15 protein-coding genes are annotated in these 14,790 nt (G+C 51.3%); 7 read left to right on the top strand and 8 right to left on the bottom strand.

The features are described 5' to 3' along the window. Position 1 precedes the first annotated feature (1 nt). Genes AC5E51_RS06080 through hemW form a run of 4 tightly spaced genes read left to right on the top strand, consistent with a single transcriptional unit; the run spans position 2 to position 2,633 of the window. The gene (locus AC5E51_RS06080; protein WP_491778277.1) at positions 2–460 is read left to right on the top strand and encodes a DUF4426 domain-containing protein; all 459 of its coding nucleotides are present in this window, start codon (positions 2–4) and stop codon (positions 458–460) included. Next, positions 460–1,059: an RdgB/HAM1 family non-canonical purine NTP pyrophosphatase gene (gene rdgB / locus AC5E51_RS06085; RefSeq protein ID WP_217693568.1), complete on the top strand. Its 600-nt coding sequence runs from the start codon at positions 460–462 to the stop codon at positions 1,057–1,059. The genes AC5E51_RS06080 and rdgB overlap by 1 nt, the downstream gene beginning before the upstream one ends. A gap of 46 nt (positions 1,060–1,105) precedes the next feature. After that, positions 1,106–1,480, top strand: a complete 375-nt coding sequence (locus AC5E51_RS06090; RefSeq protein ID WP_491778278.1) for a hypothetical protein — start codon at positions 1,106–1,108, stop codon at positions 1,478–1,480. 7 nt (positions 1,481–1,487) lie between these two features. Next, a complete protein-coding gene (gene hemW, locus AC5E51_RS06095) occupies positions 1,488–2,633 on the top strand; it encodes a radical SAM family heme chaperone HemW (RefSeq protein ID WP_491778279.1) in 1,146 nt (381 codons plus the stop codon). A 14-nt stretch (positions 2,634–2,647) separates the two neighbouring features. Here hemW and AC5E51_RS06100 read toward each other — a convergent pair whose 3' ends face one another. The 6 genes from AC5E51_RS06100 to ectA form a co-directional block, all read right to left on the bottom strand. Beyond that, positions 2,648–3,574, bottom strand: coding sequence for a patatin-like phospholipase family protein (locus AC5E51_RS06100; protein WP_491778280.1), 927 nt, complete (start codon positions 3,572–3,574; stop codon positions 2,648–2,650). A 237-nt stretch (positions 3,575–3,811) separates the two neighbouring features. Beyond that, a complete protein-coding gene (locus tag AC5E51_RS06105) occupies positions 3,812–4,741 on the bottom strand; it encodes a TPR end-of-group domain-containing protein (protein WP_301388035.1) in 930 nt (309 codons plus the stop codon). Next, positions 4,738–6,192 carry an aspartate kinase gene (locus tag AC5E51_RS06110; RefSeq protein ID WP_068438093.1) on the bottom strand — a complete coding sequence of 485 codons (1,455 nt, stop codon included), beginning with the start codon at positions 6,190–6,192 and terminating at the stop codon, positions 4,738–4,740. The genes AC5E51_RS06105 and AC5E51_RS06110 overlap by 4 nt, the downstream gene beginning before the upstream one ends. Positions 6,193–6,252: 60 nt before the next feature. Continuing rightward, positions 6,253–6,651 carry an ectoine synthase gene (locus AC5E51_RS06115; RefSeq protein WP_068438096.1) on the bottom strand — a complete coding sequence of 133 codons (399 nt, stop codon included), beginning with the start codon at positions 6,649–6,651 and terminating at the stop codon, positions 6,253–6,255. Between the two features lie 49 nt (positions 6,652–6,700). Beyond that, positions 6,701–7,972 (bottom strand): diaminobutyrate--2-oxoglutarate transaminase, encoded by a 1,272-nt coding sequence (gene ectB, locus AC5E51_RS06120; protein ID WP_301377888.1) that lies wholly within the window; start codon positions 7,970–7,972, stop codon positions 6,701–6,703. Between the two features lie 33 nt (positions 7,973–8,005). Continuing rightward, complete coding sequence (ectA, locus tag AC5E51_RS06125) at positions 8,006–8,560, bottom strand: diaminobutyrate acetyltransferase (protein WP_245820041.1); 555 nt, start codon at positions 8,558–8,560, stop codon at positions 8,006–8,008. A gap of 307 nt (positions 8,561–8,867) precedes the next feature. Between ectA and AC5E51_RS06130 the strand changes: the two genes are divergently transcribed. Together AC5E51_RS06130 and AC5E51_RS06135 are read left to right on the top strand one after the other, a co-directional pair. Continuing rightward, positions 8,868–9,440, top strand: a complete 573-nt coding sequence (locus tag AC5E51_RS06130; RefSeq protein ID WP_349676799.1) for a MarR family winged helix-turn-helix transcriptional regulator — start codon at positions 8,868–8,870, stop codon at positions 9,438–9,440. A gap of 153 nt (positions 9,441–9,593) precedes the next feature. After that, complete coding sequence (locus tag AC5E51_RS06135; protein ID WP_301388033.1) at positions 9,594–10,775, top strand: acetyl-CoA C-acetyltransferase; 1,182 nt, start codon at positions 9,594–9,596, stop codon at positions 10,773–10,775. A 41-nt stretch (positions 10,776–10,816) separates the two neighbouring features. On the opposite strand, the gene AC5E51_RS06140 is transcribed toward AC5E51_RS06135, so the two are convergent. Further along, positions 10,817–11,368, bottom strand: coding sequence for a cysteine peptidase family C39 domain-containing protein (locus tag AC5E51_RS06140; RefSeq protein ID WP_068438966.1), 552 nt, complete (start codon positions 11,366–11,368; stop codon positions 10,817–10,819). A gap of 329 nt (positions 11,369–11,697) precedes the next feature. Between AC5E51_RS06140 and AC5E51_RS06145 the strand changes: the two genes are divergently transcribed. Further along, positions 11,698–13,356 (top strand): long-chain-fatty-acid--CoA ligase, encoded by a 1,659-nt coding sequence (locus AC5E51_RS06145; protein ID WP_488045787.1) that lies wholly within the window; start codon positions 11,698–11,700, stop codon positions 13,354–13,356. A 50-nt stretch (positions 13,357–13,406) separates the two neighbouring features. Here the strand turns inward: AC5E51_RS06145 and AC5E51_RS06150 are convergent, their stop codons facing one another. Continuing rightward, entirely contained in the window at positions 13,407–14,732 is a 1,326-nt protein-coding gene (locus AC5E51_RS06150) for an MFS transporter (protein WP_491778281.1), read from the bottom strand. Positions 14,733–14,790: the final 58 nt, after the last annotated feature.

Below are 14,790 nucleotides of genomic sequence, written 5' to 3' on the forward strand. Positions count from 1 at the left end.
TATGAACGCACTGAGTAAGATCAACGCTATCCTAATACTGGCTCTTTCTGTCGTGTCCCTGCAGGTATCTGCAGATCGCGGTGAACAGAAGCAGGTGTTCGGCGACTATGAGGTTCACTATATCGGCCTCAACTCCAGCTTTTTGCCTGAAGATGTTGCCGAAGCCTATGATATTCCGCGCTCCCGTTCGCTGGCGTACCTGAGCATTTCGGTACTGAAGAAGGTCAAAAATGATGTGCCAGCTCCAGTCACCGCAGAACTGACAGGCACGATCAAAAATCTTATTGGTCAGAGCCGCAGTATCGAATTCCGGGAAATCAAAGAAACCAATGCGGTCTATTACGTATCGACCTTCCGCTTCGATAAAAATGAAATATATCGCATTGATCTGGACGTCACCCCAGACGGTAGCAACCGTACTTTTGACGTGAAGTTCAGCCAGAAATTTTATCAGGAATAATCATGACCCGAATCGTTCTTGCCAGTGGAAACAAAGGCAAACTGCGTGAATTTTCAGCCATGTTTTCAGAACACTTTGCGAATGACAACGTTGAGCTGATTCCGCAGACAGAACTGGATGTCTCTGACGCCGACGAGACAGGCCTGAGCTTCGTTGAAAATGCCATCATAAAAGCACGTCACGCCTGTCAGGTCACTGGACTGCCCGCTCTGGCCGATGATTCGGGCATTGAAATTGATGCACTTGACGGTGCCCCAGGAATCTACAGCGCTCGCTACTCAGGTGAAGGCGACCAGGCAAATAACGCGAAAGTCCTGGAAAATATGAAGGGTATTCCAGAAGCGCAACGTACCGCACGCTTTCAATGCGTTCTGGTGTATATGCGTCATGCCGAAGATCCGACCCCACAAGTATTTCAGGGGGCGTGGGAAGGCATTATTCTGACCGAGCCATCGGGCACTGAAGGCTTTGGTTACGACCCGATATTCTATGTTCCGAGCGAGCAATGTAGCGCAGCTGAACTGAGTCGTGAACGTAAGAACAAACTATCTCATCGCGGTCAGGCCATTCAGCAACTGCTGGCCCGCTGGCGCCCTTAAAGCGATCAATGACTGCTAAAACATCACAAAGAAGAACACCGTGAACATGCTTGAACAACTCGAACAGAAAATTCTGAATACGGTTTCTGCACTGCAGGAAACACGGAAAGAAAATAAAGCCTTACAGGCAACCACCGAAGAATTAAATAATACGATCGCTGAGCTACGTCAGACCGTTCTGGATGCTGAAGAGCGCCTGCAACATCGCGACACGGCCATTACCGCACTGCAACAGCAGTACGAGTCCGTTAAGAGAGAAAATACCCGCCTGTCTCATGAGAAAAATGAGTGGGAAGTAAAAGTATCTGCGCTGATGGAAGCCATTGACGAGACAGAGTTTGAACTCGAGTCGCCTTCTACAGGGTCTTCTTCTATCGAGCCTTCCTCTCCCGAATCGTCTTCAGCGACCGGAGTCGCCTGAAAGGATCATGACACTGCCTCCTCTGAGCCTGTACATCCACGTTCCATGGTGTGTACGCAAATGTCCTTACTGTGATTTCAACTCTCACGAGGCAGGCAGCGATATTCCTGAAACAGAGTATATTCAGGCGCTTCTGAATGACCTTGAACAGGACCTTCACTGGGTACAGGGACGGCCCATAGAAAGTATCTTTTTTGGTGGAGGCACCCCAAGTTTATTATCTGCCAGAAGCTACGAAGCGCTCTTCACCGGACTGACTGAAAAACTCACGTTCAGCCCGGATATAGAAATTACCCTGGAAGCTAATCCCGGAACGTTCGAAGCGGATAAATTTAAAGCCTATCGCCAACTCGGCATTAACCGCTTATCCATGGGTATTCAGAGTTTTCAGCCTGAACACTTAAAAAAGCTTGGGCGAATTCACGACAGAGCACAGGCACTCGCGGCCATTGAAACAGCCATCAATGCCGGATTCAGTAATTTTAATCTCGACCTGATGCACGGCCTGCCCAACCAGACGCCAGAGCAGGCGCTCGATGATTTAAATACCGCGCTGTCGTTTCAGCCACCTCACCTGTCCTGGTATCAGCTGACGATTGAACCCAACACCGAATTTTATAAGCGTCCACCGGTTCTGCCTGAAGACGATACCCTATGGGATATTCAGGAGCAGGGACAAGAAAGACTGGCACAAGCCGGGCTGAGTCAGTACGAAATTTCGGCGTATTCGCAGCCTGATAAGCAAGCCAGACACAATATTAATTATTGGCGCTTCGGTGATTATCTCGGCATAGGTGCAGGTGCACACGGAAAAATCACGACCTCTGGGCCACAAGGGCTGACCATACTTCGCACACGCAAAACGCGCCTTCCGAAAGACTACTTAAATACCGAAAAACGTTTTCTTGCAGGGCAAGATCGCATCGCGCCTGACGACACAGCGCTGGAATGCATGATGAACGCATTACGCCTGCATGAGGGCATCCCTGTCAGCGACTTTGAGGCCCGTACCGGTATGACGCTGAGCAGTATCGAAGCCCCAGTGAGCAAAGCGCGCTCGCTTGGATTAATTGAATGCGATACTACTATCCGGGCTTCTGAGCGCGGCCAGCAATACCTGAATGAACTGCTTGCCCTCTTTCTGACCGATTAAATAACGTCAGGAAATCAGGCGACCGACACTATCCGCAAGTCTGGTTGCGGGGCATACAGCTCCTCAAGATAAGTACTCGCCGCCGCGACACCCATGTCGTAACCATCCACCAGCTTTTTCTCATTCATACACAGGCGCGACACAGCAAACTCCGGCGGTGGAGCAATAACGCGTACCCGGCAGCCTTCTGGAGGCGAGGCAATAAAATCGAGGCTCTCGTTATATTGTGCGGTGCGGAATTTCATGGCATTCATCAGGCCCGCTTCACCCGCAAACATTTTCTCAAGCAGCCAATGGCTCTGACTGTCTTTTTTACGAAAACCCAGAGGCTGTGAAAGCACCACCGTAATGTCGTCAGCCCCCATGTTCCAGGCCTGGCGAACAGGGATGGAATCAGCCACGCCACCATCAACATAGCGTTCTGAGTTGACGGTCACAGGCGAACGATAGAAGTAAGGGATTGCACAGGTTGCCACCATGGCGTCATGCACTGTGTTTCCTGTGACGGGCAGATAATGCGCCTGTCCTGTCTCGACATGCGTCGCAGTGGCATACAGCTCCATATCACCGACGAAATCTGCCAGAGGAAGCTGCTGGTGCGTGTAATGCCACAACCAGTGCACATCAGTCATATGCCCGCCCCGAACGAAGCGCACCGGACTAAAGAACTCTTTCTGACGTGCGTATTCCATGATCGCCGTGCGTGCCCGTCCGGGCTGCCGGGACAGGTATCCTGTCAGGTTGGTGGCACCCGCTGAGACGCCGATACCAAAATCAAACTCGTGATAACCTTGTTCGAGAAAGTGATCAAGCACGCCACTGGCGAATATGCCGCGCATCGCACCACCTTCGACAACGATCGCTTTCTTTGACCCACCAGCCGTATCGTTGCTTGCCGCACTGTCTTTTGCGCTGTTGCTTACAGTATCGTCGCTTGCCATATCGATCTCCGCTTAGTTCCAACCTTCGTGGCAATCACTTATACCGATCTTATTGCTGATCGTGCATTGCCAACATATTTCAGAAGGGTGACACCCACTTTGGTTCCATTGAAATGAATTTTTCCAATTCAACCAATAGGCAAAAGCTTGCTGACTGCGACAATCAGGGCAAACAAAAAAGCCCGATGCAGTGCAACGGGCTTTTATCGAGGAGTAGCTATCAAGGCTGAATCAAGATCAGGAAGACAACTGAGTCATTGCGATAAACTCTTCCATATCACGTAATTTTTCGAAGCTCGGATCATGAGCAGCCTGCTCGCGCAAGGCCTCCGATGTTTCAATTGCCTCAGAAAGGTCGCGCAACGCTTCTTCAATGTAGCCACTTTCAGCGTGTGCACAAGCACGTTGGTACTTCGCATGACTGTTTTCAGGGTCGATCGTCAGCGCGCGATTTGCCAGAGCATTGGCCCACTGGTTCTGACCAAGCAGCAAGGCCGCATCCGCCTTGTAAGTAATCGCTTCAACGTCATCAGGTCGCAAAGCGAGAATCTGATCGTAAATAGCGATTTTATTCTGCGCACTCGACTCCTGAGAAGCTTTCAGCCAGAGAGAGTGGACTTCGTTAGTCAGCTCAATCTCTTCCTGAGTCGCCGCAATATGACGGGACTTGCTGTGAAGCTCACGCTCAAGTTTCTCAAGACGTTCTTCATAGGAACTGGTAATCCGGGAGATCTCGTCATTGGCGAGGGCACTCGCTCTGTCTTTAATCTCGCGTAAGGAATTCCAGCCAACCAGTACCAACAGAGTTGAGGCACCAGCGATAAGATAGAAAAAATAGGTAACGGTATCGGTCGCGTACATCAACGCTTTATCAGCTACACCAAGCTCGCGATCCGTCATTTTCTCGGTGACTTCGACACGGTGGTCGGCCAGCATCTGACGAAGCACTTTGACTTCATCCAGCAGGTAACGCTCGGTGAACGCAGAATAAAGAGGCGCATCAAGCGCCTCTATCGTTTTTTCAGCCTTGGCATAGTTTGCCTGTACTTCTTCGGCCGATTCAGCAGTTTCAGTTGTTGGGGCGGCGTTGACCCGCGCCGGTAGAATCACCAACGCTGAGGCGAACACCATCAGGGACAAAAATATATGCCAGACGGTTCTTATCATGCGGACTGTACCGCCTCCCAATCACTGTTGTTCTCGATCAGGTCAGTATGCAGTGCTTTTACTGCGGCAGCATAGTCCTGGTCGGCAACAATGAACATCATATCCACCTGACGCATCGCCTGGTGAACAGAAAGAATATTCACACCCGCGTCAGACAGAGCGGACGCCGCGGACTTCAGCAGGCCCGGCACCTTCATGTCACTACCGATTGCACTCACCATTGCCATCTTCTCAACCCGAATATCGGCATTAGTGTAGTTGGCCTGCAAACGATCCATCAACCAATTGATGCGACGCTTGTTGCCCTTAAGGTAGAAAGTCACGGTGTTAGCGTTAAAGTCTTTAGTCAGAACACGTACACCAGATTCAAATACCAGGTCGTTCATCTTCTGGCCGTAAGACGGGTCGCCTACCATGTCCTGATCAAACAGTTCCATCGCCCAGACGCTGCGGGTACCCGCAATGATCTCAACCTTTGGTGTTTTACTGCTGTAATCACTGCGGATTTCAGTACCGCGATGCTCAGGCTCGAATGTATTTTTGACCCGAAGCAGGATATTACGCTTGCGCAGGCCCGCCGCTGCACGTGGGTGGATTGCTTCCATACCCAGGTTAGCGAGCTGGTCGGCAACGTCATAATTGGTCAGACCAATCGGATGAACGTTCTCAGCACCAACCATCTCCGGATCGGCCGTACTCAGGTGATATTCTTTATGAATAATCGCTTCGCCGGCACCCGTTACTGTCGCTACCTTCGAAAAGGTCATTTCACTGTAGCCACGGTCGTAAGTTTTCATCAGGCCTTCGCGGCACTGGGTATAACCGGTCACGATAGGCATTTCCTGAGTAAAGTCGACATCAGCAAAGGCATCGCTGATGTGATCTTCCAGGGTCTGCTGACTGTCCGAACGCCAGTTAGTCAGGTCAATGAATCGTGCGTTGATATCATTCAGCTTCAGCAGCTGAACCGAGTTGTAAGCACTGTGAGCTTCGCCCAGCGCACTCAGCATCTCACGCACACGGTGCAGATGATCATCCAGCTGGAAGTGGCCGAAGGTACAGACATTTTCAAGATGCTCAAGGCACTGTTTAACATCTTCAATACGGCTACTGATAAATTGATCAGCGCGACGACGAACAATATCCTGTCCTTCGAACATCTCTTCATTCATGGCCAGCATAGCGGCCTGTACTTCGTACAGCTTCTGCTGCCATGGACGGTTTTCGTCCATCTCGGAGAAGAGAGCATAAACACCGGGCTCACCGGTCTTTTTATGTTCAAGAAGACCGTTGGTCATACCGGCGTAGGCCGATACTACAAAGGCACGCTGGTATAAGGTTTTTTCAGTACCACCGTGTGGTACCTGCGGGCGCTGCCAGATATTTTTCAGAACGTCGTCGTAACGGCTCATCGAAGTGCCGCCGATTTTTTCTACACTGTGCTTAATCATGTTATTCCTGCTGATTCTGTAAGTTAGTTGGATTGGCCCGTTTCCAGGCCATCACGCGAATCAGTCTTCGATGGTCTCGGCTTCCAGTGCGTAGACACCATTCTCATCGTGGACTTCCTTGCCGTTCAGTGGCGGATTAAACACGCATGCCATGTGCATATCTTTGGTCGCGCGCAGTAAGTGCTTATCGTGCTTATCCAGAATATAGAGAGTGCCCGGACGGATCTGGTAAATTTTGCCGTCTTCTACCGTCTCAATTTCACCTTCGCCCTGCATGCAGTACACAGATTCGAGGTGGTTCTGGTAATGAATAGGCGTTTCAGTACCCGCGAAGATAGTGGTGATATGGAATGAGAAACCCATGTTGTCGTCTTTCAGCAACATGCGCACGCTTTCCCAGTTGCCACCATCAATAGCGCGACTACTGTTTTTGCATTCTTCGAGTGTTCTTACGATCATTTTTGAGTTTTCCTGAATTTGTTAGCGTTAAGAGTTTAGAGGAGGCTTCTTAAGAAGCCTTACTCACCTGCTCAGACATTACCTGGGCAACACATTTCTCAAGAATATCGAGACCCGCACTCAACTTGCTTTCTTCAATGGTCAGCGGTGTGAGAATTTTCACAACCTGACCGTCAGAGCCACTGGTCTCAATGATCAGATTATGCTCAAACGCTAATTCAGTAATTGCATCGGCGATGTCACCGTTAGCAAACTCGAGACCCTGCATAATGCCACGACCTTTGTGCTTCATCTTAGAGGTGCCACCGTTTTCTGCCTGAATCTCTTTCAGACGACGACGGATAACACTTGCTTTGTGCTGAATTTCTTCAGCAAAGCGGTAGTCGCTCCAGTACTCTTCAAGTGCGCGACGTGCAGTAACGAACGCATGGTTGTTACCCCTGAAAGTACCGTTGTGCTCACCCGGGCCCCAGATATCGAGCTCTTCTTTGAGCAGAACAACCGCCATCGGCAGACCGTAGCCACCCAGCGATTTCGACAGAGTGATTACGTCAGGCTCGATACCGAATTCTTCAAAGCTGAAGAAGGTACCTGAACGACCACAACCCGCCTGAATATCATCAACGATGAGCAGCATATCGTGCTTCTTACAGATCGCCTGCAGACCTTGCATCCATTCTTTAGACGCAACATTCAGACCACCTTCACCCTGGATACACTCAACAATGACACCGGCTGGATGACCCAGACCTGATGAACCGTCTTCGAGCGCTTTATCCAGATATTCGAGCGTATTGAAATCGCCAAGGTAACCATCATACGGCATAAACTGAACACCAGTTGTTGGCAGACCACTGGCCTTCTTGTAGTAACCGTTACCGGTAACCGCTGCAGAACCCTGAGTCACACCGTGGAAACCATTGGTGAACGAGATAATGGTCTGACGGCCGGTATTTTTACGAGCTACTTTCAGAGCCGCCTCAACCGCGTTAGTACCGGTTGGACCAGTGAACTGAACTTTGTAGTCCATGTTGCGTGGCTCAAGGATCAGGTCACGGAAAGTCTCAAGGAAGGCAGCCTTCGCATCGGTATGCATATCCAGACCGTGAGTCATGCCATCCGCTTCGATGTAATCAATCAGAGCCTGTTTGAACGCCGGGTTGTTGTGACCGTAGTTGAGTGTGCCTGCGCCACCCAGAAAATCGATGTATTCGTTGCCATCGCTGTCGGTCACGGTAGCGTTCTGCGCCTTAACAAAGGTCACAGGGAATGAACGGCAGTAACCACGAACGTTTGACTCAAGATCTTTAAAAATACCCATATCAGATTTCCTCTGTATTTGGTTTAAATTCTGTTATTGCGCAGCGCTGATATCAGCACTACCGAAAGGACCAATGTGGACGAGCATTTCTGTTTCATGCTGTCCTGCAAAATGCTGTTCTTTATCGAACATAACGCGTTCGTTCAGCGGTGCATCTAATTTGCGGGCAAGCCTTCTGAATAAATTCCATGAAGCTTCGTTACCCGGCGTAATGCTGGTGTGGAGATGACGAACCGTACCTTCGTGACGGGAAAGCAGCTCAAGCAGCATTTTGCTGGCAAGACCCAGACCGCGAGCTTTGGGGCTGACAGCTACCTGCCAGACAAAGAGAGTGTCTGGTTGTTCAGGCAGAAGATAACCGGAGATAAAACCGATCGTTTCACCCTGCTCTTCAGCAAGCACCGCGGTATCGCGGAAGTGAGAACACTGCAGGTTGTTGCAGTACATTGAATTTGTATCCAGAGGCTTGCAGTTTTCCACAAGATTATTCACTACAGAGCCGTCTTCCGGGTTTGGCTTGCGCATTGTGATTAGGCGTTGAGACTGATCTTTTTCGTTGGGCGCTGCCTGCGCCAGAATCTGATTCATTTCCTCTTCGAGATCCGCGTACCGGCGTAAGCCATTACGTCCTCGTCAATTGCTAGGGTTAGTCAATTACTTTGAACTCTAAACATTATAGCCAATCGAAAAATATATACAACTCTAAATATATTTCATCCGATCTCAGACTTTTCGATTGAGAAGAACGCATTTTTTTGTACAATAAACGAACTAAATAGGCGTATTTTGTGTGATTTCCACCAATCCCTCGAGAAAAATATATAGAGATCGATATTTTGAGATCTAAACATAGGACGGGATGCGCCACCCGGATTAGCGGTCAGGAGGCCCCCTTATGAATATTTCGTACTCTATTGATCAGCAACAAGGTAAACTACAGGGCAAGAATCACGATCCTCTGCTGGAAGACGAAAAATCTATGAACCGCTATGACGAGGTGCTTGTTGCACTACGGCGTATCATTCGCGCTACCGATCTTCACTCGAAGCAACTGAGTAAAGTATCTGGTCTGACCTCTCCACAGCTCCTGATACTTCAGACTCTGCGCCATCATGGCGAACTGACTGTCGGAGATGTAGCCCGCCGTGTCAGTCTCTCTCAGGCAACAGTGACAACCATTATTGATCGCCTCAGTAAACGCGGATTTGTTGTCCGCGAACGCGGCAGCACAGACAAACGAAAAGTATTTGTGCACCTCACAGAACAAGCGATCCAGGCTTTGGTTGATGCCCCCCGCCCGTTGCAGGATAGTTTCGTGCAGCAGTTTCAGGATTTAAGAGACTGGGAGCAAAGCATGATTCTGACGTCTCTGGAACGAGTGGCCTATATGATGGATGCGCAGCACATTGACGCGTCCCCTGTCCTTGATCTTGGTCAGCTGGATCGTACTGACCCAGGTAACCACTGACAGTCTGCCTCCTGGTGAGGTGCATTGTCATCAATGTGCCTCCCGCTTATCCGGATCGCCTCCTGATCACGCTCAACAGTCTATACAGTAGAATGGTTGTAGCGCATCAGCGGGCGCTCATCCCGCTTTTCTACTGTTTCTCTGGAGATACACATGACTGACGTTGTCATAGTTGCAGCTACCCGTACCGCTATCGGAAGCTTCGGCGGATCACTCGCTGGATTATCGGCCGTTGACCTCGGCGCCGCGGTGATTTCATCCATCATCGAAAAAACAGGTGTCGACGCAGGACTGGTCGATGAAGTACTTATGGGCCAGGTGCTGACGGCCGCTGCCGGCCAGAACCCGGCACGCCAGTCCGCGATCAAAGCTGGGCTCCCTCCTTCTGTTCCGGCGATGACCATCAACAAGGTCTGCGGCTCGGGCCTGAAAGCTGTTCACCTTGCCGCGCAGGCGATCGCCTGTGGTGATGCTGAGGTCATCATCGCGGGGGGCCAGGAGTCTATGTCCAACGCACCGCACGCGATGCCGGGCTCCCGTAATGGTCAGCGCATGGGACCTATTACCATGGTCGACACTATGGTTGTGGATGGCCTCTGGGACGCATTTAACGACTATCACATGGGTACAACAGCCGAGAACATCGCCTGTGACTACAGCATCAGCCGTGAAGAGCAGGATGCGTTTGCTGCAGCTTCTCAGAACAAAGCCCTCGCTGCGATTGAAGCAGGCACATTCGATGCTGAAATCACCCCGATCGAAATCCCTCAGCGTAAAGGCGACCCTGTCGTATTCAAGGTTGATGAAAATCCGCGCCCGGGAACAACTGCAGAGAAGCTTGCAGGCATGCGTCCGGCCTTCAGTAAAGACGGCTCAGTCACCGCTGGTAATGCTTCATCGCTCAACGATGGCGCCGCCGCCGTTATGCTCATGAGTGCAGCCAAAGCTGCAGAGCTGGGTCTTCCAGTGCTGGCGACGATTAAGGGTTACGCCAATGCCGGTGTCGAGCCTCGCATTATGGGAACAGGGCCGATTCCAGCGACTAAAAAATGCCTGAGCAAAGCAGGCTGGTCGGTTGCTGACCTGGATCTGATTGAAGCCAATGAGGCCTTCGCAGTTCAAGCGCTGTCAGTCAACAAAGGGCTGGAGTGGGATGCTGATAAGATCAATGTGAACGGCGGTGCCATCGCCCTTGGCCATCCGATCGGGGCCTCAGGCTGTCGGATTCTGGTCACACTGCTGCATGAAATGGCTCGGCGTGATGCGAAGAAAGGTCTCGCCACCTTGTGCATTGGCGGAGGAATGGGCGTTTCTCTGGCGGTAGAGCGAAGTTAAGCAAAGAGCCAAACGGGGTGTCCATTGGGATACCCCGACCTCTATACCTCTGTGAACTCTGTTACTTTGCCTTCAATGATTAATACGTAGGGAACGAAGGTTCGATTAAACTCGCTGCGCTCTATGGTAATCATGCCCGCAAATGGATCACGCAGGTAAACGTACTCTTCGTCTTCAAAGTAGTAGAGGTAGAAGCGGTCAACACCTTCCGGGTTGTCCTTCAACAGGAGATAAGGACCATCTTGCTGCTGAAGCTTGCGCTGTGCCAGATCCAGTAACAGATCGTCAGATTTAAAAGCGCTGGCACGAAGTCCCAATGCAGCTGCTGCCTGTTTTATGTCGTAGAAGTTGAAGCCGCGCTGCTCACGGATTCTTACCGGATCACCGTGAATGAACAGCAAAGCAAATATATCGACTTCGCTGGTTTTCACACCCATGCTCTCCTCGAGCATGACAGACACCATATAAGCACAACCCGACGACTCAAGAGCAGCATGCGTCTGCTTATCTTCCAGCGCTGGGGTATCTTCGACTGCGAATGCACACGCAGAGCTGAAGAACCATACAAGCATTGTCAGTACTGCGAATTTCATCTGGGAATATGCTCATGTTGCAAAACGGGCCAAGAATGACGGGACACCCTTAAACTGAACAGGTGATATCCGATCAAGTTCATGTCCTGATATGTCCTATTCAAATTAGTCCATACGAGCCAAACCGCGATACACAGTGACCTGCCTTTTTCTGTTTGGCCGCAGAAGCTCCCTGAGTGGCAGCAGAGTTAACAATCTGCACGTTTGCACTGGCTGACTCTGCTTGCTCGGCATAAGCTGATCTCTCTGAATGGTGAGATCCCCATAGCTCCTCACTGCTTCTCTCATTTTCGCGCGCACCATGCCGCGACACTGCAAAGGAACGCCATATGACAACCGCGCGACCTGTCACCGGGCAAATGTTGACGCAGCCTATGCTGATCAGTGATTTACTGGAATACGCAGCCGCTCATCACGGCTCTCGAGAGATCATCAGCCGCAGGCTTGAAGGGGATATTCACAGATACACATACAAGGACGCGCTACGGCGGAGTAAGCAGCTGGCACATGCGCTGATTTCACTGGGAGTACAACCCGGTGATCGTGTAGCAACGCTGGCCTGGAACGGCTATCGCCACTTCGAGTGCTACTACGGGATATCGGGCATCGGTGCCATCTGCCATACGGTGAACCCGCGCCTGTATGCGGAACAGGTCGAGTACATTATCCAGCACGCTGAAGACTGCTATGTCTTTCTCGATGCCTGTTTTGCCCCGCTTCTGGAGCCCATCGCCGACAAACTCTCCAGCGTTAAAGGGTTCATTCTGATGATCGACGAAGATCAGATGCCCGACACATCACTGCCGTATGTTCACAATTATGAACACCTGCTGGCTCAGCAACCAGATATGTACGAATGGCCCCGTTTTGAAGCGGATACCGCTGCCTGCCTGTGCTACACCTCTGGCACCACAGGCAACCCCAAAGGCGTTCTGTACTCACACGCATCCACCGTTCTGCACGCCTACGCCAGCCGCAACCCGGATGCCCTGAATGTCTCTTCCGATAGTGTTGTGATGCCTGTTGTCCCCATGTATCACGTATGCGCCTGGGGAATGCCGTACATTGCTCCTATGTCAGGTGCCTCCCTCGTACTTCCAGGGGAGGGAATGGATGGTCCGGACCTGTATGAGCTGATTGATGTTGCTCAGGTCGACATGATGCTCGGAGTACCGACAGTCTGGCTGCGCCTCATCGATTATCTGAAAGCCAACGACCTCACCATTCCGTCAGTCAAAACCGTGGGCGTTGGCGGCTCCGCCTCGCCTCGTTCTCTGGTCGAAACACTCGATAAAGACTTCGGCATTTATCTGCTTCCAATCTGGGGGATGACTGAGACATCGCCACTGGCAACGCTTGGAGCACCGACCAAAGCCATGGCCAGTATGTCTGATGATGAACGCTACCGGATTCAGACAACCGCCGGTAAGCCCATGTTTGGTATTGACCTGGAAATCTTTGATGACGACGGAGAGCCGCTGCCACACGATGGCACCAGTCGCGGCTTCCTTCGGGTCAGAGGCCCCTGGGTGCTAAGCAGTTACTACAAGACAGAAAAGCCCGACGCGTTTTTCACCGATAAAGATGGCGGTGTCTGGTTCGACACCGGTGATATTGCGGTGATCGACGAGCAAAGCTACCTGCAGATCGTCGACCGCGCGAAGGACGTTGTTAAATCAGGCGGTGAATGGATCTCCTCCATCGATCTGGAGAATGCTGCGGTCGGCCACCCAGAAGTCGCAGAAGCCTGCGTTATTGGTGTGAAGCACCCCAAGTGGGATGAACGGCCTCTGCTGTTTATCGTCGCACTTGAAGGCAAGACCGTCACAAAAGAAGACGTCTATGCCTATCTCGATGGAAAAATCGCTAAGTGGTGGATGCCCGACGATATTCTCGTGGTGGACGAACTCCCTCATACCGCCACAGGGAAGCTACAGAAACGTAGCCTCCGGGATGAGTACATCAACTATCTGATTGATAAAAACTGAACCGGCCCTGAGATAAAGCCAGACTGAACACCTGAAGTTGAATGCCTGTCTCAGCCTTCAACTTCGGGTAATTTTATAGCCATCCAACTACCCGCCATCCCCATAAATGACAGTATCAGGATAACGCCACTGACACCTATCAGCGGCTCCAGCAGGCTGATAAATCCTGTCATCAGCAACATAACGCCAATTAGTGTGTTGCCCACAGAAACATAGTCCGTACGCTTATTGCCTTCACCGAGGTTAACGACATACGTCTTTCTTCCCAGACGAACACCCTGATGGGCAATGCTCAATACGAAGTACAACAGAGGTAGTACCCATATTTCTGACAGCCACTCTGTCCGGAATGCTCCGACGAGAAATATCACTCCGCCGACAGCCGCAGACATCATCCCCGCACGAACCATGACAAGGCGACTGGAGACATCTGCGAAGCGCCCCCAGAAACGTCCTGACACCAGACTTCCCGCCCCGCTGGCGGCCATAAACAAAGCCAGCATACTGATCGCTGCATTCAGTTCCTGATGAGCAAGAACTACAATAAAAGGCGCAGTAAGCGCTGAACAAAGAAGTAACGAGCGGGACAGTAAAAAACGCCGGAAAGGTGCGTCAGTTTTAAGCAGCGACAGTCTGGCAAAGGCTTCCTTCAGCCCGTTATTCCCACCGTCTGTCTCTCCCGGAAATTCATTAATGCCAGCATAAACGCCACCCGCAATCACCCACATCAGGGCTGCCAGAGCAAAACCACTGGCGTAGAGAGTAGTGGAACCTTCTCCCAGCATGCCGCTGATCAGTAATAGCGCAACCGTCAGCGTAATCAGCCCCGCAGCTGTTTCGGCCCAACCATTCAGGGTGCCACGCCGGGGCTTAGGAATCGTCTTACCCAGAACATCCTTGGATGCCACAGAACTCAGGCCTCGTGACAGACTGAAAATTACGACTAACGCCAGCATCGCCCAACCCGCCACCGCCCCTTCAAGCGAGAAAGCGACGGCTGCAATCCCCAGCACCGCCAACGCCTGAAGTGCACTTCCCAATACCCACATCCACTTACGAATAGCCATGGTGCGCACGACACTGGCGATGGCCAGCTGTGGCAACATTGAGCCCGACTCACGAATCGGAACGAGCCAGCCGAGCATCCAGGCCGGAGCGCCGACTGACTGCATTAACCAGGGTAAGGTAATCTTAGGGTTGACCAGTGCATCACCCAGTTTGGAGAAAAACATACTGAGCAGGGTTTTAAGGAAATTGCCGGGGACTTCCCGGCACGCGCTTTCAGGGATCGACTTACAGGCACGGGCGTCTTCGTCATTAACCAGTTTTTCATAGATATCATCGGTCAGACCTGACCGGTGAGAAGCATCTGTCATGAGCAGTTCATCCTGTAGAACCCGTCACATAGGGAGGCTCATGATAGCAGGGGCAACT

This window comes from Thalassolituus sp. (genome assembly GCF_984348125.1).